The organism is Robertmurraya sp. FSL R5-0851, from assembly GCF_038002965.1.
Classification (GTDB): domain Bacteria; phylum Bacillota; class Bacilli; order Bacillales; family Cytobacillaceae; genus Robertmurraya_A; species Robertmurraya_A beringensis.
Genome location: NZ_JBBOOE010000001.1, coordinates 3939139 through 3959795, shown reverse-complemented (window position 1 = coordinate 3959795; position 20657 = coordinate 3939139). Strand labels below are relative to the sequence as shown.

At 40.1% G+C, this 20657-nt stretch carries 23 protein-coding genes and 1 riboswitch; of the genes, 22 read left to right on the top strand and 1 reads right to left on the bottom strand.

The features are described from left to right. Positions 1–82: 82 nt before the first annotated feature. The 6 genes from MKX65_RS20325 (at position 83) to MKX65_RS20300 (ending at position 5396) form a co-directional block, all read left to right on the top strand. The gene (locus MKX65_RS20325) at positions 83–1087 is read left to right on the top strand and encodes a FecCD family ABC transporter permease (RefSeq protein WP_340905306.1); all 1005 of its coding nucleotides are present in this window, start codon (positions 83–85) and stop codon (positions 1085–1087) included. Further along, positions 1084–2139 (top strand): FecCD family ABC transporter permease, encoded by a 1056-nt coding sequence (locus tag MKX65_RS20320; protein ID WP_340905304.1) that lies wholly within the window; start codon positions 1084–1086, stop codon positions 2137–2139. The genes MKX65_RS20325 and MKX65_RS20320 overlap by 4 nt, the downstream gene beginning before the upstream one ends. A 25-nt stretch (positions 2140–2164) precedes the next feature. After that, on the top strand, positions 2165–2986 hold the full coding sequence (locus tag MKX65_RS20315; protein ID WP_340905302.1) for an ABC transporter ATP-binding protein: 822 nt from the start codon (positions 2165–2167) through the stop codon (positions 2984–2986). Then, complete coding sequence (locus MKX65_RS20310; protein ID WP_340905300.1) at positions 2979–3776, top strand: IucA/IucC family C-terminal-domain containing protein; 798 nt, start codon at positions 2979–2981, stop codon at positions 3774–3776. Before MKX65_RS20315 ends, MKX65_RS20310 begins: the two co-directional genes overlap by 8 nt. Beyond that, positions 3773–4021 carry a YusU family protein gene (locus tag MKX65_RS20305; protein ID WP_340905299.1) on the top strand — a complete coding sequence of 83 codons (249 nt, stop codon included), beginning with the start codon at positions 3773–3775 and terminating at the stop codon, positions 4019–4021. The genes MKX65_RS20310 and MKX65_RS20305 overlap by 4 nt, the downstream gene beginning before the upstream one ends. Positions 4022–4478: 457 nt before the next feature. Then, positions 4479–5396: a proline dehydrogenase gene (locus tag MKX65_RS20300; RefSeq protein ID WP_340905298.1), complete on the top strand. Its 918-nt coding sequence runs from the start codon at positions 4479–4481 to the stop codon at positions 5394–5396. A 647-nt stretch (positions 5397–6043) separates the two neighbouring features. On the opposite strand, the gene MKX65_RS20295 is transcribed toward MKX65_RS20300, so the two are convergent. Further along, positions 6044–6175 (bottom strand): YuzL family protein, encoded by a 132-nt coding sequence (locus tag MKX65_RS20295; protein WP_160546284.1) that lies wholly within the window; start codon positions 6173–6175, stop codon positions 6044–6046. Between the two features lie 223 nt (positions 6176–6398). Between MKX65_RS20295 and MKX65_RS20290 the strand changes: the two genes are divergently transcribed. From MKX65_RS20290 to sufC, 16 genes are all read left to right on the top strand, one after another. After that, positions 6399–8783, top strand: a complete 2385-nt coding sequence (locus tag MKX65_RS20290) for a 3-hydroxyacyl-CoA dehydrogenase/enoyl-CoA hydratase family protein (protein ID WP_340906339.1) — start codon at positions 6399–6401, stop codon at positions 8781–8783. A 44-nt stretch (positions 8784–8827) separates the two neighbouring features. Continuing rightward, positions 8828–10003 (top strand): acetyl-CoA C-acetyltransferase, encoded by a 1176-nt coding sequence (locus MKX65_RS20285; protein WP_160546282.1) that lies wholly within the window; start codon positions 8828–8830, stop codon positions 10001–10003. A 17-nt stretch (positions 10004–10020) separates the two neighbouring features. Further along, the gene (locus tag MKX65_RS20280) at positions 10021–11805 is read left to right on the top strand and encodes an acyl-CoA dehydrogenase family protein (RefSeq protein WP_160546281.1); all 1785 of its coding nucleotides are present in this window, start codon (positions 10021–10023) and stop codon (positions 11803–11805) included. Positions 11806–11949: 144 nt separating this feature from the next. Next, on the top strand, positions 11950–12312 hold the full coding sequence (locus tag MKX65_RS20275) for an arsenate reductase family protein (protein ID WP_160546280.1): 363 nt from the start codon (positions 11950–11952) through the stop codon (positions 12310–12312). Positions 12313–12347: 35 nt separating this feature from the next. Continuing rightward, on the top strand, positions 12348–12731 hold the full coding sequence (gene gcvH, locus MKX65_RS20270; protein ID WP_340905296.1) for a glycine cleavage system protein GcvH: 384 nt from the start codon (positions 12348–12350) through the stop codon (positions 12729–12731). A gap of 102 nt (positions 12732–12833) precedes the next feature. Further along, complete coding sequence (locus MKX65_RS20265; RefSeq protein WP_160546279.1) at positions 12834–13073, top strand: YusG family protein; 240 nt, start codon at positions 12834–12836, stop codon at positions 13071–13073. A 128-nt stretch (positions 13074–13201) separates the two neighbouring features. Next, entirely contained in the window at positions 13202–13558 is a 357-nt protein-coding gene (locus tag MKX65_RS20260; RefSeq protein ID WP_160546278.1) for a toprim domain-containing protein, read from the top strand. 14 nt (positions 13559–13572) lie between these two features. Continuing rightward, the gene (locus tag MKX65_RS20255) at positions 13573–13878 is read left to right on the top strand and encodes a thioredoxin family protein (protein WP_160546277.1); all 306 of its coding nucleotides are present in this window, start codon (positions 13573–13575) and stop codon (positions 13876–13878) included. 244 nt (positions 13879–14122) lie between these two features. Continuing rightward, the gene (locus tag MKX65_RS20250; protein WP_160546276.1) at positions 14123–14473 is read left to right on the top strand and encodes a hypothetical protein; all 351 of its coding nucleotides are present in this window, start codon (positions 14123–14125) and stop codon (positions 14471–14473) included. Between the two features lie 21 nt (positions 14474–14494). Beyond that, positions 14495–15808 carry an aminotransferase class I/II-fold pyridoxal phosphate-dependent enzyme gene (locus tag MKX65_RS20245; protein ID WP_160546275.1) on the top strand — a complete coding sequence of 438 codons (1314 nt, stop codon included), beginning with the start codon at positions 14495–14497 and terminating at the stop codon, positions 15806–15808. A gap of 106 nt (positions 15809–15914) precedes the next feature. Beyond that, positions 15915–16020: riboswitch (SAM riboswitch) on the top strand. Positions 16021–16198: 178 nt separating this feature from the next. Beyond that, positions 16199–17224, top strand: a complete 1026-nt coding sequence (locus MKX65_RS20240; protein WP_160546274.1) for a methionine ABC transporter ATP-binding protein — start codon at positions 16199–16201, stop codon at positions 17222–17224. Continuing rightward, positions 17217–17885, top strand: a complete 669-nt coding sequence (locus MKX65_RS20235) for an ABC transporter permease subunit (RefSeq protein ID WP_160546273.1) — start codon at positions 17217–17219, stop codon at positions 17883–17885. The genes MKX65_RS20240 and MKX65_RS20235 overlap by 8 nt, the downstream gene beginning before the upstream one ends. A 13-nt stretch (positions 17886–17898) precedes the next feature. Continuing rightward, entirely contained in the window at positions 17899–18747 is an 849-nt protein-coding gene (locus tag MKX65_RS20230) for a MetQ/NlpA family ABC transporter substrate-binding protein (RefSeq protein WP_160546272.1), read from the top strand. 115 nt (positions 18748–18862) lie between these two features. Further along, positions 18863–19234, top strand: a complete 372-nt coding sequence (locus MKX65_RS20225) for a carboxymuconolactone decarboxylase family protein (protein WP_160546271.1) — start codon at positions 18863–18865, stop codon at positions 19232–19234. Positions 19235–19401: 167 nt separating this feature from the next. Then, on the top strand, positions 19402–19614 hold the full coding sequence (locus MKX65_RS20220) for a hypothetical protein (RefSeq protein WP_340905293.1): 213 nt from the start codon (positions 19402–19404) through the stop codon (positions 19612–19614). Positions 19615–19871: 257 nt separating this feature from the next. Beyond that, on the top strand, positions 19872–20657 hold the full coding sequence (gene sufC / locus MKX65_RS20215) for a Fe-S cluster assembly ATPase SufC (protein ID WP_160546270.1): 786 nt from the start codon (positions 19872–19874) through the stop codon (positions 20655–20657).

Genomic DNA, 20657 nt, shown 5'->3' with positions numbered 1-20657 from the left:
TCTCAAAATCATTGACAGTGTGTTTGGCATCCAATAGACTAAAACTTGTAAGCAGTAATTATATAGGAAAAGGATAAGAAGGATGCTGTTAAAAAATAGTTTTCAAAGAATCGCTGGACTCATTTTTATCGTTTTATTATTTCTCTATTTAATAGGTGCAAGCATTGTATATGGTTATACCGATACATCGTGGAAAATGGCATGGGAAGCATTTCAAAACAATAATGGATCAAACGAGCATTTAGTGATTGAAACCGTTCGATTGCCAAGAGCATTGATTGCAGCGGCAGTGGGGAGTAGTCTCGCCATTGCTGGTGCTTTAATGCAAACATTAACAAAGAACCCATTGGCGTCACCTAGCATTTTCGGTATCAATGCTGGAGCAGGTTTTGCTGTGGTCATAGCCGTATCGCTTTTTCAAATCAGTCATTTACAAGCTTTTGCGTGGATTGCTTTTCTAGGTGCAGCGGTTGCTGCCATCAGCGTCTATTTCATCGGGTCGCTCGGACGAGAAGGACTCACTCCGATGAAACTAACATTGGCAGGTGCAGCCATTGCTGCGATGTTTTCTTCCTTTACACAAGGTTTTCTTGTATTGAGTGAAGTTGCACTGGAACAAGTATTGTTTTGGTTAGCTGGTTCTATTCAAGGGAGAAAACTTGAAATTCTTGTGTCTGTTATCCCTTATCTCGTTGTTGGTTGGTTGGGTGCATTACTTCTTGCCTCCAAGCTTAACGTTTTATCGATGGGAGAAGATGTCGCTAAAGGACTTGGTATTCGTACCGGTTTATTAAAAATCGGAATCGGGACCATTGTCATTTTATTAGCTGGAGGGTCAGTAGCGGTAGCGGGTCCTGTCGGATTTATTGGTATTGTGATACCGCATATAACTAGAAGTATTGTAGGAATTGATCATAAATGGGTCATTCCTTATTCCGCATTTTTAGGAGCCATTCTTTTGCTATTGGCTGATATTCTTGCAAGGTATGTCATTATGCCTGAGGAAGTACCAGTCGGTGTGATGACAGCTATCATTGGGACTCCTTTCTTTATCTATATTGCTAGAAGGGGGTTTAAAGCAAAGTGAAGCAGTATCAAAATCTTCGATGGTTTCAAGGAAAAGTGTCTATATTAATAGATAGAAAAGCAAGCTTTGTGATGCTTTGCTTGCTGCTAGTGACAATGGCTATTTTTATTATTAGTACCGGATTAGGTGATATGAAAATAAACCCAGTCACGGTTGTCTCGGTATTCTTTGGCGGGGGAACGGAAATGGAACAGCTCGTGATTCAATCCTTTCGTTTGCCAAGGATCATTGTTGCTTTAGTTGTCGGAATGTCACTGGCTGTGGCTGGGGGCATTTTGCAAGGAATGATTAGAAACCCATTAGCTTCACCAGATGTTCTGGGAATTACTGGTGGAGCATCAGCTGCCGTTGTGTTATTTTTGGCCATTTTTAGTAATGAAAGTAATGCGTTAACGGTTAGCATACAATGGATGCCGCTTGCCGCTTTTATTGGTTCGGCTGTTGCTGGATTACTCGTCTATTTCTTTGCTTGGAAAAACGGAGTGTCCCCAGTTCGCCTTGTATTAATAGGAATCGGTTTATCAGCCCTTTTTCAAGCACTAACTACGATGATGATGCTCCTTGGCCCGATTTACCGGGCAAGCCAAGCGAATATTTGGATTACAGGAACGGTCCATGGCTCAACTTGGACCAATGTGTTTACGATCGTTCCATGGGCATTCGCTCTCATGTTGGTGGCCTTTTTTATGGCTAGAAAAGTGAATGTGCTCGGGTTAGGTGATGATGTAGCCACCAGTGTAGGGACTTCTGTGCAAAGACTAAGATTCGTGCTGTTGCTTATAAGTACAGCTTTAATAGGTAGTTCTGTTGCTTTTGCCGGAGGAATTGGATTTGTGGGCTTAATGGCGCCACATATGGCTCGCCGTCTTGTTGGCTCAGTCTACGGGGCATTACTCCCGGTCTCTGCTTTGATCGGTGCCATTTTAGTGATGGTGGCCGATTTGATTGGTCGAACCTTGTTCTCTCCATTAGAAATTCCAGCAGGCGTATTTACAGCAGGCATCGGTGCACCGTACTTTATTTATCTTCTTTTTAAAACTAGAAATGGATAATGTCAGGGAAGGAGTGCGAATAAAGATGAAAAAAGCCATTGAAACGAAACAATTAACGCTATCATATGGTGACTCCATCATTATAGATGAATTAAATTTGAAGATCCCGAAAGGCGAAATTACTGTATTTATCGGTGGCAATGGATGTGGAAAATCCACTCTTTTACGGTCGATTGCTCGGTTATTAAAGCCCAAAAGCGGAGAAATCGTATTAAATGGAAAAGAGATTGTAAAAATGTCCTCCAAGGAAGTGGCAAAGCAAATGGCCGTGTTGCCGCAAGGACCGGTGTCACCTGAAGGTTTGACGGTTCTTCAACTGGTGAAGCAAGGGCGCTATCCTTACCAAACATGGCTTAAGCAATGGTCTAGTGAGGATGAAGAGAAGGTCTATAAGGCACTTGAAGCAACCGGGTTGCTCGATTTAAAGGAACGGTCTGTGGATTCACTTTCAGGTGGTCAACGTCAAAGAGCATGGATTGCGATGACATTAGCACAGGATACGGACTTTATTCTTCTGGATGAACCAACCACCTATTTAGATATGACCCATCAAATTGACATACTTGATTTATTATTTGAGCTGAATGAGAGGGAAAATCGTACGATCGTGATGGTCCTTCATGATTTGAACCTAGCTTGTCGTTATGCGCATAATATCGTGGCAGTTAAGGACAAGAAAATCGCAGCAATGGGAAAGCCAGAGGATGTCGTGACAAGAGGGCTTGTGAAGAAGGTATTTGAAATGGACTGTGAAATTTCCATTGACCCATTATTCGGGACACCGCTTTGCATCCCCTATGGAAAGGGAAGAACGGTATTTAGACATGCAGGAGCAGTCAATGGATAAATTTTTTTCAGAAACAGAATTAAGTCAACTGAAGAATTACCGATTTACATTAGAAAAAGTTCATGGGGAATCTGATCTATCGATTACGTTAAATGAGCTTCTTCAAAAAGATCAGCTTCGGACCTTTATCAGTCGTGCTTCCGAGCATATTGGGTCGCCCAATGTAAAAGTAACAGCTTCCATGTTTATTAAGAGATCCGCTTTTTTATCCGCCATTTATTTGTATGCAATGACCGCATTTAACAAACGATTTCATATACAGCTCGAGCATATGCATCTTCAAACAGACGAACAAGATCCACTTTGGCTACCTACGTTCTATTTTTCAAAGTGGAGAATCAGTGAACCCACTGGTGATAGAGACCAATGGAGATATGAAGCCATAGCTGACTTTTTTTCCAATATCGTAACTCCTATTGTGGAGAGTGTGAAGACGGAGTCCAAACAATCTAAACTCGTATTATGGGAAAATATTGCGATCTATATTTTTTGGCTGTATGAATCGGTGTTAGCTGAAAATGAAGATGAAGAGGTTTGTGGACGTGCTGTGGAAGATTTACAGTTCATTGCTCAACTTGCACCTGGATCATTGTTTGGACATTATCATGAAAACCCCATTAAAAGACATTTTCATGATAAACGTTATATTCCTGAGCTTGGAGAAGAAGTTCGTGTACGAACCACATGCTGCTTCTTTTATGCCTTAACAGGAACACCGGACCGCTGTAGAATTTGTCCACAAACTTGTAATCGACCCAAAAAGGCACTAAAGAACGGAGGGAACTCGTGAGCAATCAACTAGATGAAAAGATCAATGGATTACTAACCAAATATACCGAATTGCTACTAGGTGAGGCAGATGCTGATCATGTGGAAAAAGTAAAAGCGTGGATCCTTTACTCTCACATGAGCAAATCAATGCCTGCTCTCGTTAAGCATTGGAACGACACATATCCTGATGCGAAAAATGAGGTTAAGGAAACAATTAATGAAATCAAACAATTAAATGAAGCGCACCGACAAGCGAAAAAATAAAGATAACGGGTTCTATTACCTATCACAAAAAACCAAAACGTATATTAAAATGACCATCAATTTGTTTGTGAATTTGATGGTCATTTATTTTGATATAACGTGAATATTTATAAAAATAGGCTTGAAACTGTAGTCCAATTTGTAAATCAAATCATAGATGATTTCGTATAGGTAAAAGAATTAATAGGCGGAGAATTTCCGGCTAATTATGTAGAGGAAGCTTAAAAAGCAGATATAAGCGGAGGAATTCCGGTTAACTGCTCTAAATAAGCCAAAATTCAAAGATTTTGATCATATAAACGGAAAAACTCCACTTATACTTAAGAAAATATGGGGTTTTCCCAATTTAAACGGAATTTCTACGGTTATATTTTAAACATAGTGAATCAACATCAGTAAACGCTTAGCCTTTCCATTTCATATAGCTATAGTAAACGCTTGCAGGAGGGATATCAAAATGGAACAATTGATGAGAGATTTCTTTTTATTCCTTTCTAAAAATCGAGCATTAACGAAATTAGCCAAGCGATATGGATTACGATTCGGTGCGTCACGATTTGTTGCTGGTGAAACCATTGAACTCGCAACACGCGTTATTCAAGACCTTAATAAAAAAGGGCTACTCGTTACCATCGACTATTTAGGTGAATTTGTCGACAATGAGAAAGAAGCAAATGAAATGGCCGATAACTCAATACTAGCGATAGAGTCAATCGGACGGGAAAAACTTCAATCACAATTATCACTAAAAATGACTTCGATGGGATTAGATATATCAGACCACGTCGTTCTACACAATATGAGAAGAATACTAGAAGCAGCGAAAAAGAACGATGTGTTCGTCACGATTGATATGGAAGACTATTCTCGTGCGCAGAAAACATTAGATATTTTTAAAAAATTAAAAAGGGAATATGAGAATGTAGGTACAGTTATTCAAGCGTATTTATATCGAACGGAAAAGGATATCGAGGAGCTTAATGAGTACCAACCCAATTTACGGCTTGTGAAGGGGGCATACAAAGAATCTCCGGAAGTAGCATTTCCAGTAAAAAAAGACGTGGATGAAAATTTTAAAAAGATTATTAAGATGCATATGTTAAACGGAAATTACACGGCCGTTGCTACACACGATGATGCAATCATTGAATATACAAAACAACTAGCTAGTGAGCATCGCATCAACAACGACCAATTTGAGTTCCAAATGCTATACGGCATCCGCCCGGAAAAGCAAATCGAGCTAGTTGAAGAAGGATATAAGATGAGAGTATATGTCCCGTATGGAACCGACTGGTACGGATACTTCATGCGCCGCCTAGCCGAACGCCCAGCGAATGTAGCGTTTGTCCTGAAGGGAATGTTTAAAAAGTAAGTGAGGAACTACCCATTCGTTTGAGTGGGTAGTTTTTTATGTCCTTCGAAGGATGAAGGGAGTTAAAAACTTTAAAATGAACAACATTTTGCAGCTACTTAAAGGGGGAAACGTCTTTCATCAGGTGAATGAAGAACGTTAGGAAGGCTTGAAAAGGGGGAACGTCTTTCATCAGGTGAATGAAGAACGTTAGGAAGACTTGAAAAGGGGGAAACGTCTTTCAACAGGTGAATGAAGAACGTTAGGAAGGCTTGGAAAAGGGGAAACGTCTTTCATCAGGTGAATGAAGAACGTTAGGAAGACTTGGAAAGGGGGAAACGTCTTTCATCAGTTGAATGAAGAACGTTAGAAAGGTTTGAAAAGGGGGAAACGTCTTTCATCAGGTGAATGAAGAACGTTAGGAAGGCTTGAAAAGGGGGAAACGTCCTTCAACAGGTGAATGAAGAACGTTAGGAAGGCTTGAAAAGGGGGAAACGCCTTTCATCAGGTGAATGAAGAACGTTAGGAAGGCTTGGAAAAGGGGAAACGTCTTTCATCAGGTGAATGAAGAACGTTAGGAAGGCTTGGAAAGGGGGAAACGTCTTTCAACTACGGCCCCAACTAAAAAAAACGTACCCGACACCTATTCAGTGCGGGTACACTCCTCATTATCTCTTATACTGGTTGTTCTGGCTGTTTCTTTTTCCACCACCATCATTTTCAACAGTTGGGCCAGCATCACCCTTAACGCTAGCGGCACTTACGCCAGCCTTTGATGGGTTTTTCTTCATCTTTGCCATAGGTACACCCCCAAACTTTTTTCCTCGTGTATAACATATCCACAATCATAGGATTCTATTGGTCGCATAAAATAATGTAACTTTCAAAAAATTTTTAAATTTCAACGACAAAGGATTGCGTAAAATATTTAAATATCATATGATAAAAGTAACCAAAAATGAATGAGTATTCATTCAAAACGACGAATCCACTCAAAAACGTTAAAGGGGGAGACTGAAGTTGATCCAACAAATTAAAAAAGCTGCCGTATTAGGCTCGGGGGTAATGGGGTCTGGTATTGCCGCACACCTTGCCAATATTGGGATTCCAACCTTGCTATTAGATATCGTTCCGCGCGAGCTAACTGATGACGAGAAGAAAAAGGGGTTAACTCTAGAAGATAAAGCGGTAAGAAATCGAATTAGCCAAACAGCTCTTCAAAAGCTGTTAAAACAAAAACCTGCACCATTAACCTCAAAAAATAATTTAGCCCTCATCGAAGCAGGAAATTTTGAAGATGATCTATCACGACTAAGTGAAGTTGACTGGATCATTGAAGTGGTAGTAGAAAACCTAGCCATTAAGCAGCAGATTTTCGAGAAGGTTGATGAATATCGAAAGCCTGGTAGCTTTGTAAGCTCAAATACATCAGGTATTTCTGTAGAGGCGATGGCAGAAGGCCGCTCTGAAGACTTTCAAAAGCATTTCCTTGGTACACACTTTTTTAATCCTCCTAGATACTTAAAGCTTTTAGAAATCATTCCAACTCAACATACTTCACCGGATGTACTTCATTTTATGAAGCAGTACGGGGAAGATATTCTCGGAAAAGGTGTGGTTGTGGCTAAGGACACGCCAAATTTTATCGCCAACCGAATTGGTACGTACGGTCTCTTAGTAACAGTAAGGGAAATGTTAAAAGGTGGATACAGCGTTGGGGAAGTGGATTCTGTAACGGGACCGCTAATCGGACGACCAAAGAGTGCAACCTTCCGTACGTTGGATGTGGTAGGACTTGATACATTTGCGCATGTTGCAAAAAACGTGTATGACCAAGTGGATGGTGAAGAGAAAGAAGTATTTGAGGTTCCTGCCTTTATGAATCAAATGCTTGAAAAAGGTTGGCTTGGCAGCAAATCTGGTCAAGGATTCTTCCTGAAAAAAGGAAAAGAAATACTTGAATTAGATCCGGTCACTCTTGAATACGTGGAACGAAAAAAATTAAAAACGGCCTCTATTGAAATGAGCAAACAGGAAAAAGGCTTAGCGAATAAATTGAAAGCGCTTGTATATGCGAATGACCGTACTGGAGAACTACTTTGGAATATTTTTAGTCCTGTACTTGTGTATTCTGCGAATCTACTTGGTACGATTGCCGATGACATTGTCGCGATTGACCGTGCCATGAAATGGGGCTTCGGTTGGGAGCAAGGACCTTTTGAAGTATGGGATGCGCTTGGATTAGAAAAATCGATTGCAAAAATGGAGAAAGACGGTCTTGTTATTCCAAGCTGGATAAAGGAAATGCTAGCAAATGGTCAAACAAGCTTTTATAAGGAAGAAGAAAACGGGGATGTTTTCTTTTATACCAATGGTGATTACAAGCTAGTAGAAGAAAACCCAAAGGTGATCAACCTGAAAAAAATCAAAAAACAGCGTGGTGTTATCAAGAAGAATAGTGGTGCCAGTTTGATTGATCTTGGAGATGGAGTAGCCCTTCTAGAATTCCATTCACAAAGTAATGCGATTGGGCTTGATATTGTGCAAATGATTAATTTTGCTGTTGAAGAAGTGGAAAAGAACTTCAAGGGCTTGGTCATTGGGAATCAAGGTAAGAACTTCTGCGTCGGTGCAAACCTTGCCATGATTCTTATGGAAGCACAGGATGATAATATTTTTGAAATTGATATGGTCGTTCGTCACTTCCAACAAGCCATGATGAAAATTAAGTACAGCACAAAGCCAGTCGTTGCTGCACCATTTGCGATGACCCTTGGTGGTGGAGCAGAGGTTTGCCTACCAGCTGCGCATATTCAAGCGACAATGGAAACGTATATGGGACTTGTGGAAGTTGGGGTTGGTCTTATCCCTGGAGGTGGCGGGAACAAAGAGCTATACATGAAGTTTTTAAACAGCATGCCAAACGGAGTTCCATTTGACCTTCAAAACGTGGCAAATAAAGTGTTTGAAACGATTGCAATGGCAAAGGTTTCCACATCGGGAGAGGAAGCGCGTGAAAACAACTTCTTGAATAAAGCAGATGGTGTCAGTGTAAACGGAGACCACCAGCTGTATGATGCGAAGCAGGCAGTTCTAGCTCTTTATGACAAAGGGTATAAGCCGCCCGTCCGAAAGAAGATTCCCGTCGTCGGTGAAACGGGCTACGCCACCTTACTTTTAGGAGCACAAACGATGCATTACTCTGGATATATTTCAGAGCACGATTTGAAAATTGCAAAGAAACTAGCTTATGTGATTGCGGGCGGAAAAGTGCCATTTGGAACGGAAGTCGATGAGCAATACTTGCTTGACCTTGAAAAAGAGGCCTTCTTGAGCTTAATTGCAGAGCCAAAATCGCAAGCAAGAATGCAGCATATGCTTTTAAAAGGAAAACCATTACGTAATTAATAGGTTAATAGACTTGTAGCATAAATAGGAAGCGAGGGAACGTGATGAGAGAAGCGGTGATCGTTGCTGGAGCACGAACTCCAGTGGGAAAATCAAAAAAAGGATCGCTTGCCAGTGTTAGACCTGATGATCTAGGTGCATTGGTTGTAAAAGAGACCTTAAAGCGGGCAGGAAATTATGATGGAAATATTGATGACTTAATTATTGGCTGTGCGATGCCGGAAGCAGAGCAAGGGTTAAATATGGCAAGAAATATTGGGGCGCTTGCAGGACTTCCTGACACAGTGCCTGCCATTACCATCAACCGCTATTGTTCATCAGGGCTTCAGTCAATTGCCTATGCGGCAGAAAAGATCATGATTGGTCATGCCGACACGATCATTGCTGGTGGAGCAGAATCCATGAGCTTAGTACCGATGATGGGTCATGTGGTAAGGCCCAATGCCAAACTGGCTGAGTCAGCACCACAATACTATATGGGGATGGGACACACAGCAGAAGAGGTAGCAAGGAAATTTGGAATATCTCGTGAAGATCAAGATGCTTTTGCGGTAAGAAGTCACCAAAAAGCAGCAAAAGCTCTCCAAGAAGGAAAGTTTGTTGATGAAATTGTTCCAGTAGACGTTATTCTACGCTCGGTTGGAAGAGACAATAAATTAGTTGAAAAACCATTCGTTTTTAGCCAAGACGAGGGAGTGCGTCCTGAGTCAACGGTAGAAACATTGGCAAAGCTTCGTCCGGCCTTTTCCGTAACAGGAACGGTTACAGCAGGAAATTCCTCACAAACAAGTGACGGAGCGGCGGCCGTCATGGTTATGGATCGTGAAAAGGCAGAGGCTGGGGGACTCACGCCACTTGTCAAATTCCGATCATTCGCCGTTGGAGGCGTGCCACCTGAAATTATGGGAATCGGTCCAGTTGTAGCCATTCCTAAAGCATTAAAGCTTGCCGGTTTAGAGCTATCGGATATCGGATTATTTGAACTAAATGAAGCCTTTGCTTCTCAATCGATTCAAGTGATTCGTGAGTTAGGAATTGATGAGGAAAAGGTGAATGTAAATGGAGGTGCCATTGCACTAGGTCACCCACTTGGCTGTACTGGTGCGAAGCTAACCCTTTCTCTTATCCATGAAATGAAGCGACGCAATCAACAATTTGGGGTTGTTACCATGTGTATCGGAGGCGGCATGGGTGCTGCTGGAGTATTCGAACTTTTATAAAAAACGGAGGCAAAAAGATGACTAATCACACAGATAAATTAATTAAGGGTGGAAGCTTTTTAATTGAAGATGTTTCCTATGATCGAGTCTTTACTCCAGAGGATTATACAGATGAGCAAAAAATGATTGCAAAAATGACAGAGGATTTCGTCACGAATGAAGTTCTCCCACAAGTGGAGCATATTGAAAACCATGAATTTGATCGTTCAGTAAAGCTATTAAAAGAAGCGGGTGAACTCGGTCTTCTTGGGGCTGATGTTCCGGAAGAGTATGGCGGTCTGGCTCTTGATAAAATCAGTTCTGCACTAATCGCTGAAAAAATGTCTCGTGCGGGTGGTTTCTCGATCTCACACGGTGCACATGTTGGGATCGGATCGTTACCAATCGTATTGTTCGGAAACGAAGACCAAAAGCAAAAATACTTACCTACACTAGCCACTGGTGAAAAGTTGGCTGCCTATGCATTAACTGAACCTGGCTCAGGGTCAGATGCATTGGGGGCAAGAACAACGGCTGTTTTAAATGCAGAAGGAACGCATTATGTTCTTAACGGAGAAAAGCAATGGATTACAAATGCAGGTTTTGCCGATGTATTTGTTGTTTATGCAAAAATCGATGGCGAGCACTTCTCTGCTTTTATCGTTGAAAGAGAGTTTTCGGGAGTGTCTGTTGGTCCAGAAGAGAAGAAGATGGGAATTAAGAGTTCTTCCACTCGTACGTTGATTTTAGAAGATGCTCAAGTACCGGTTGAAAACCTATTAGGAGAGTACGGAAAAGGTCATATTATCGCCTTTAACATTTTAAATATTGGTCGTTATAAGCTTGGGGTGGGAGCCGTCGGAGGTTCAAAAGCTGCATTTGAAATTACGACGAAGTACACGAATCAGCGCCAACAATTTAAAACAAAGCTATCTCAATTCAATTTAACAAAAGAAAAACTAGCAACAATGGCTTCCAAAATCTTTGCGGCTGAAAGCTCTGTCTACCGTACTGTCGGACTTTTTGAAGAGCGCATGAGCAAGTTATCGGATGAAGAAGTGAAAAATGGGAAAGCGGTAGCAGCATCCATTGCTGAATACGCAATCGAATGTTCACTAAATAAATTCTTCGCCACGGAAGTGTTGGATTATGTAGCGGATGAAGGGGTACAGCTTCACGGTGGTTACGGCTTTATGAGCGAGTATGAAATTGAACGAGTGTACCGTGACTCTCGAATTAACCGAATTTTTGAAGGTACAAACGAAATCAATCGCCTTTTAGTACCTGGCACGTATTTAAGAAAAGCATTTAAAGGAGAACTTCCTTTATTCCAAAAAGCACAAGCCCTTCAAGAAGAGCTTATGATGCTTATGCCAGAAGAGCCAGGCGATGAGCCACTTGCTCAAGAGAAGTATTTAGTGAAAAATGCGAAGAAAATCGGCCTTCTTGCAGCAGGGCTAGCGGCGCAAAAGTTTGGAAAAGCACTAGAGAGTGAGCAGGAAATCTTAGTGAACATCGCCGATATCGTATCCAATGCTTATGCGATGGAATCAGCCGTGTTACGAACAGAAAAAGCAATCGCTAAGGACGGGGTAGAAAAGAGCAAGCAAAAGCTTTTATACACACAAATCTTCTGTCAGGAAGCATTCAACGAAATCGAGCAGCACGCAAAAGAAACACTTGTCGCAACAGAAACAGGTGACGCATTGCGCATGATGATCTCTGCCCTTCGCAAATTTACAAGACACACACCAATCAACGTCATTGCGAAAAAGCGTGAAGCTTCAGAAAAACTAATCGAAGCTGAAAAATTTGTCCTATAACTAGAGCGAATCCCCCCTTCATCTATTTGAAGGGGGGATTTATTTGCAAACGAGTAAATTCGCCAAAAAATTTGTAGTCAAAGTTATGAATTTGTACCTAATTATGTTAATATGCAATTGAAAGTGTAAAAGGATGGTGGTAACATGGCATTGACCTTCTATTGGTATCCGAAATGTGGAACCTGTCGAAACGCGAAAAAATGGCTGGATTCTCACAATCTTGAGTATCAAGAGGTACATATCGTAGAGCAGCCTCCTTCAAAAGCGGAACTTGAATCCTACTATAAGGCAAGTGGACTTGAATTGAAAAAATTCTTCAACACGAGCGGACAAAAATATCGTGAGCTTGGTGTGAAAGATAAAATAGCAACTTCTTCAGAGGACGAGCTTCTTGAGCTTCTTGCCTCGGACGGGATGTTAATCAAGCGCCCACTGTTAACAGATGGAGAGAAAGTAACGCTTGGCTTTAAGGAAGCAGACTATGAAAAAGTATGGCTTACAAAGTAACTAACAATTAATACATATTATGGAGGGGTTTTATCGTGAGTACACCAAAGGATCTACGTTATTCTGAAGAACATGAATGGGTAAAAACAGAAGGAAATACCGTTCGTATCGGTATTACACATTTCGCTCAATCGGAGCTTGGTGACATCGTTTTTGTTGAACTTCCAGAAGTAGGTGACACTGTAACAGCTGATGAGCCATTCGGTAGCGTTGAATCTGTTAAAACGGTTTCTGAACTTTATGCTCCAGTAAGTGGAAAAGTAGTAGAGGTAAATGAAGATTTAAACGACAGCCCAGAGTTCGTAAATGAGTCACCATATGAAAAAGCTTGGATGATTGTTGTTGAGCCATCTGACGCTAGTGAAGTGGATAACTTAATGACAGCTGAGCAGTATGAAGAAATGATTAACGAAGACTAAAACATGAGGCACCTTTCTAGGTGTCTTTTATTTGTTTCTTTTTTTTCTAGCAAACATGGGCATGCTACACGTATAACAGAAAAGAAAGGGATGGCTAACAACATGACTTTGCAGCAAGGAAAATTAGATATTACAGACCGTGTTGTCGGAAAGCTTCAAAATGGTGAAATCGTGCTTTATCTAGAAAATGAACAAATCGGAAAGGTCCCTTTACCGAGTGGAAGTGATATTCAGCTTGAACATCATTTTGAAAGTGCTGGAGAGAAGATTTTTCAGCTGGTATCCACTCCATCTCGTGACGAACCAAGATATACAGATTGTGATGAAGGTGGATGGTGTTAATCCATGGACAGCGGGTTTCTTTCCGCTGTTTATTTTTTTATAATCGTAAATAGTTAGAGGAATTGTACACCTCTTTCGAGAATAATGAATAAAGTAAAGAAAATACAACATGTTCACAGGTGATGCATATGACTGAAGTGAGACCTGAAAAAGTAATTATTGTAGAAGGTACGTCAGACAAAAAGAAGGTGCAAAAGGTTATTAAGGAGCCTGTAGACATTATTTGTACGAATGGAACGATATCTCTTTCGAAGCTTGATGAAATCATTGATGAATTGTTTGGAAAGGATGTCTATATTCTTGTTGATGCTGATGAAGCTGGAGAAAAGCTTCGAAGACTTTTTAAACGCGAGTTTCCTGAAGCAGATCATTTATACATCGATCGAACCTACAGGGAGGTAGCTACCGCACCAGAACATCATTTAGCTACTGTACTGCTTGGGGCAAACATCGATGTCTTTACGCAATTTTTAGACAAAGTGTAAGAAGGAGTAACAACATGCAAGAATTGCTTGAAAATAACAGGGAAATACTCTTCTCGGCGGAGGAAACAAATTTTCTCTACTTGTACACACCGTTATGTGGTACATGCCAGGTAGCAGGAAAAATGCTCTCAGTCGTTGAACAGCTTTTACCACAATATAACTGGTTAAAGGCTGATCTGAATTTTGTGCCAGCATTAGCTGAGCAATATTCGATCGAGTCTGTTCCCTGTTTACTTGTTATAAGGAAAAACAAATTAGTTAAGAAAATTTATGCTTTTCAATCGGTACCATTTTTATATGAAAGCTTAAAGTCCTTATAGGAATCAGACGTTTTTTGTCTGATTTTTTTTATTTGTCGATTTCCGAATCCCTTCGACAGCAAAAGTAACTTCATTTTAAAAAGTGACATATTTCTCGGGAAATGAACTCTAATTACAGCATTCGATATAAAGCTTGTTAGGTACCCCTGACAAATGTTCGAAAATTTGTCGAAGAAATATTAAAGGTAAGGATTCTCTCCAAGTGGAATATATATATAGTTAGATGTTGAGAGGGGGAAGACCGTTGCTTTTTCATTTACAAAAAACAGTGAATGAATGGAATAGCCGAAGCCATTTACTGCCTTTTTTAAGAAAGGCATCAGTCGTTATTTGTATTCAATCCGAAGATGATACCTTCTTTATCCATATAAACAAAGGGAACGTTGAACTGTTAATCGAAGAAAATCATCATCATATTGACGCATATCTCCAAGGACAGAAGGAACATATCATCTCCTTACTCAGTGGGGAGATCAAGCTAAGGCAAGCAACCGTATCAAATGTAATTACCTTACAGGCAACCTTTAGAACAGCTCTTTACTTAGAAACCTTATTCTATCTAGTAAAACCATATAAGTATGTAAATAATATTTGAAGTTTTATGGGAGGGAATGGAATGTCAGAACAGAAGAAGTATCGGTTAGAAACGCTTGGTGTACATGGTGGATTAAGCCCAGATCCTGTTACAGGAGCTAGAGCGGTACCAATTTATCAAAATAATGCTTATCAATTTAAAGACACAGAGCATGCGGCTAATCTGTTTGCACTTGCTGAGCCTGGATATATTTATACACGTATTCATAATCCAACGACTACGGTATTCGAAGAAAGAGTGGCCCTATTAGAAGGTGGAGTCGGAGCGCTTGCCGTTTCGAGTGGAATGGCAGCAATTACACTGGCCATACTCAACTTGGCAGAAGCAGGAGATGAAATTGTTGCGGCTTCAAATTTATATGGTGGTACATATAATTTATTTGCAGTAACTCTCCCTAAATATGGGATTCAAGTGAAGTTTGTGGATTCAACTAATCCAGAGAACTTTAAACAAGCTATTACAGATAAAACAAAGGCGGTATTTGCCGAGACCATCGGAAACCCAAGTTTGCGTATTTTGGATATCGAAAAGGTTACAAAGATTGCACATGATGCAGGTATTCCGCTTGTAATCGATAATACCTTTGCGACTCCTTATTTATGCCGACCAATCGAACATGGTGCAGATATTGTCATTCATTCGGCAACCAAGTGGTTATTAGGGAATGGGACTACTCTTGGTGGTATCATCGTGGATGGCGGAAAGTTTGATTGGAATTCGTCTAAATTCCCTGGTTTTACAACTCCTGATGCAAGTTATCATGATATTGTATATAGTGAGGCAATTGGTGCTGCAGCTTATATTGTAAAAGCTAGAGTGCAATTGCTTCGTGATTTAGGTCCAGCATTAAGCCCTCAAAATGCCTTTCAATTCACACTTGGTCTAGAAACTTTGCACGTGAGAATGAAGGAGCACGTGGCAAATACTGAAAAGGTAGTAGAGTATTTAGAGGCGCATCCAGGTGTTAATTGGGTGATGTATCCCGGAAATCAAAAGCATCCAGACTTTGAGCTTGCGAAGAAATACTTACCTAAAGGAGCAGGTTCTATCGTTGTCTTTGGAATTGACGGAGGCCGTGCGTCAGGAGCAACGTTTATAAATAGTCTAAAGCTTTGGGCACATGTTGCTAATGTTGGCGATGCAAAAAGCTTAGTTATTCATCCTGCAAGCACTACTCATCAACAGCTAGACACAGAGCGGTTAAAAGCGGCAGGAGTTCCAGAGGATTTAATTCGTCTATCGATTGGAATTGAAAATGTGGAGGATTTAATTGAAGACTTAGAGCAAGCGATTACATTGGCAACAGGGAAAACCTCACTTACAAGCAATGTGTAATCAATAAGATTTTTGTCGAATTTTATCGTTGACACTCCAATTTATCCATGATACGATATCACTCGTGATTAAGACTACAACGTAAAAGTTCATATAGATTGATAAGCTCTTATCAAGAGAGGTGGAGGGATGTGCCCTATGAAGCCCGGCAACCGTCAAATTATTGAAATGGTGCCAATTCACACAAAGCGTATTGCTTTGATAGATGAGAGAAAGGTGACTGTTTCTGCCTTTCTGCTCATGCAGGAAGGTTTTTTTTGTTCATATAGAAAGCTCTCATTCGAATAGGAATGGTGCGGATGATAGAACCTAAGTTATAATGAAGCTTTCTTGATGCATGATACCATGTAGTTTTATCAGAATAATCGGAAATGGAAGGAGGAGAAACCTTTGATCTCGATAAAAGATGTGAAAAAGATTTATTCTTCAAGACAAGGAAAAGTAACGGCTGTTGATAATGTAAACCTAGAAATTACTGAAGGAGAGATCTTTGGGGTAATCGGTTATAGTGGAGCAGGAAAAAGTACGCTTATTCGTATGCTCAACGGGTTAGAAATTCCTACGGTGGGATCTGTTATCGTAGCAAATAATGAAGTATCGAAAATTAAAGGTAGTAGCCTTCGAAAAGCTAGACAGGAAATAAGCATGATTTTCCAACATTTTAATCTGTTATGGTCTCGTACCGTTAGAGAAAATATTGCATTTCCACTTGAAATTGCAGGAGTTCCTAAAGCTCAAAGAATGAAAAGAGTGGACGAGCTTATTCGTTTAGTTGGATTAGAAGGAAGAGAAGACGCTTACCCATCTCAATTGAGTGGAGGGCAAAAACAAAGAGTAGGAATTGCAAGAGCACTTGCTAATAATCCAAAGGTTCTTCTTTGTGATGAGGCAACATCTGCACTTGATCCGCAAACAACCGATTCGATTCTAGAGCTATTAGTTGATATTAATAAGCGTTTAGGATTAACCATTGTCCTTATCACACATGAAATGCACGTAATCCGAAAGATTTGTCATCGTGTAGCTGTGATGGAAGGTGGAAAGGTCGTTGAACTCGGTCCTGTTCTTGATGTATTTAAGAACCCTAAGGAAGAAATTACGAAACGATTTGTTCAGCAGGTAACAGAGCCTGAAGAAACGAAGGAAACGATTGAACATTTATTAGAACTTTACCCGCACGGTACGGTTGTTCAATTAGGCTTTGTTGGAGAAGCAGCAGAGCAACCGCTGATTACCAATCTTATTCGTCATTACCATGTGACTGTTAATATCCTGCAAGGGAAAATATCACAAACACAAAATGGATCTTACGGAACGCTTTTCATCCACTTAGATGGGGAAAAAGAAGAGCTTTCAAAGGCCATTGCGTATATCGAGTCACAACAGGTTGGAGTGGAGGTGATTTCGAATGCTTGAGACACTTTTACCAAACGTAAACTGGGAAAAAATGATTGAGGCAACGAATGAAACTCTTTATATGACAGCTATATCAGTTGTTATTACATTTGTTCTTGGATTAATTTTAGGACTTTTATTATTTTTAACAGCTAAGGGTAATATTTGGGAAAATGCAATTGTAAATAAAGTGATCAGTTCTGTAGTGAACGTCTTCCGCTCGATTCCCTTTATTATATTGATCGTTCTTCTTATCCCTTTTACAAAGCTTATACTAGATACGATGATTGGTGAAAATGCAGCTTTACCGGCATTAATTATAGGTGCGGCTCCGTTTTACGCGAGAATGGTGGAAATCGGATTGCGTGAGATTGATAAAGGAGTTATTGAAGCGGCTAAATCCATGGGAGCTAAAACAAGCACGATTATCTTTAAGGTGCTTATTCCTGAATCACTGCCAGCTTTAGTATCTGGTATTACGGTTACGGCTATTGCTTTGGTGAGTTATACAGCAATGGCTGGTGTGATTGGTGCGGGTGGTTTAGGTAACCTTGCGTATTTGGAAGGGTTCCAAAGAAGTCGTAGCGACGTCACCTTGGTAGCAACAGTCATCATTTTAATTATTGTGTTTATTATCCAATTTATTGGAGATTCTATAACATCAAAACTAGACAAAAGATAGGAGAGAGACAAAAATGAAGAAATTTTTAAGCTTATTTTTATCATTAGCAGTTGCTTTAGTTCTTGCAGCTTGCGGTACAGCAAAAGAAGATGAGTCTAACGCTGGTGAAGGCGAAGAAGCAGCAGAAACTACTGAGTTAGTAGTTGGAGCTTCTAACGTACCACATGCGGAAATTTTAGAAGAAGCAAAGTCACTTTTAGCGGAAAAAGGAATTGAATTAAAGATTGAAACATTCCAAGATTATATCCTACCTAACCAAGCGTTAGAGTCTGGTGATCTTGATGCAAACTATTTCCAACATATTCCTTACCTTGAGTCTCAAATGGCTGAACATGGTTATGATTTTGCTAATGCGGGTGGAATCCATATCGAACCAATGGGTGTGTACTCTAAAAAGTACAAGAGCTTAGAAGAGCTTCCAGAAGGAGCACATATCATCATGAGCAGCTCCGTTGCAGACCACGGTCGTATTTTAACTATGCTTGAAAAAGAGGGATTAATCACTCTTAAAGAAGGCGTTAATAACGTAGAAGCAACAGTTGAAGATATCGCAGAAAATCCTAAAAATCTTCACTTTGACACAGAGTACGAAGCATCATTATTACCACAAATCTTTAACAATGATGAAGGTGATGCAGTACTTATCAACTCGAACTATGCGATCGATGCAGGTCTAAACCCAATTGAAGATTCAATTGCAATCGAAGACAAAGAGTCTCCGTACGTGAACGTAATCGCGGTTCGTAAAGGTGACGAAAACTCTGAAGCAATCAAAGCTTTAGTCGAAGTACTACACTCACAAGAAATCCAAGACTTTATCCTTGAAAAATACGAAGGTGCTGTAGTACCAGTATCTGAATAATAGAAAAAACAGGTGTCTCTTATAGGGGCATCTGTTTTTTTGTGTAATAATTTGTTTCAATTCAAGGATACTAACATATGTGATACTACATAACTTAAAGACTGGAGTGGGACAAATGGATCAAGGATTTATTGCAAGAAATCCGAGTGAAGAAGCTCTACATGATTATAAACAAGGTCTTGGTGCGTTTACTCAAAAAATGCCAGATATCGCTAGCCATTTTAATGCATTCACAGAAGCATGCTTCAAAGAGGGAGTCTTAACTCAAAAACAAAAGCAACTAATTGCTCTGGGAATTAGCCTGTATTCTCAGGATGAATATTGCATCATCTACCATGTGAAAGGATGCTTGGACCAAGGCGCAACCGAACAAGAGATTCTTGAAGCGATTGGTGTAACTGCAGCCTTTGGTGGAGGCGGTGCCATGAGCCAGGCTGTTACCCTTGTACAAAATACGATGGATGATTTTAATCAATTAAAACAGTGAGTTAAGCTCTTATCGAGAGGATTTAGCAAGAAAAGAATGGAAACCACAAGGTGAGTTTTTCTAACAAAGTCTTATTCGTACTCATCCTTAAATATCGTGTTTTTTCGGCTTTGTTCCAAAGATTTAACCTATGTTACGATAGATGTGACCAAAGAAGTCGAAAAAAAGTGATAGTTGGAAGGGATGGATTCATTATTAGTCAACTAAGGTTGAACTACACGAGTGAGATGGAAAAGGCGATGTATGGAGCTCATGGAGTGGGATATGAAACCTACAGTCGGAAACATAAGGTTAGAATGAAAATTGAAAAAGTAAGGCAACAAGATTATTTGCAAAGTCAAAGGATGATTGCAGATTTGGATCGTAGGGTTCATGCCTAGTAACATATATATTTATAGAAGAAATTCGTGAGCCAGTGGAGAATTCCACTGGTTTTTCTGTTAAGCAAATGGTATCGTACATAGAAAAGATAGTCGAAGAAAAAAATAGGTAAGTAATAGAGCGATAACAGGTTCTTAAGAGTTGATATCACATTTCATTTGTTATAAGATTGTAATGAGAATAAAATGAGAATGAAAATAAAGTTTTTATAGTAAAGAGATAACTAATTTTCTTTCAAATTATGGAGGTAATAGATATGTCAGGATCAACTTTATCCATTAAGGATTTACATGTGTCAATCGATGAAAAGGAAATTCTAAAAGGGGTAACTCTTGAAATTAAAGGTGGAGAAATCCACGCAATCATGGGACCTAACGGAACAGGTAAATCTACTTTGTCTTCTGCCATTATGGGACATCCTAAATATGAAGTAACTTCGGGTTCAATCTCTCTTGATGGAGAAGATGTACTTGAAATGGAAGTAGATGAGCGCGCTCGTGCAGGTCTATTTTTAGCAATGCAGTACCCAAGCGAAATTAGCGGGGTAACAAATGCGGACTTCTTACGTTCAGCTATTAACAGCCGTCGTGAAGAAGGAGATGAAGTTTCTTTAATGAAATTCATCCGTCAGATGGACAAAAACATGGAGTTTTTAGAAATGGATCCAGATATGGCTCAACGTTACTTAAACGAAGGGTTCTCAGGTGGAGAAAAGAAGCGTAACGAAATTCTACAATTAATGATGATTCAGCCGAAGATTGCCATCCTTGACGAAATCGACTCTGGATTAGATATCGACGCGTTAAAGGTTGTTTCAAGAGGAATTAACGAAATGCGTAGCTCTGAGTTTGGTTGCTTAATGATCACTCACTACCAACGTTTATTAAACTACATTACACCTGATTTTGTTCACGTAATGATGCAGGGACGTATTGTAAAATCTGGTGGCCCTGAGCTTGCTCAACGTTTAGAAGCTGAAGGATATGATTGGATTAAAAAAGAGCTTGGCATTGAGGACGAAACTGTCGGGCAAGAAGCGTAA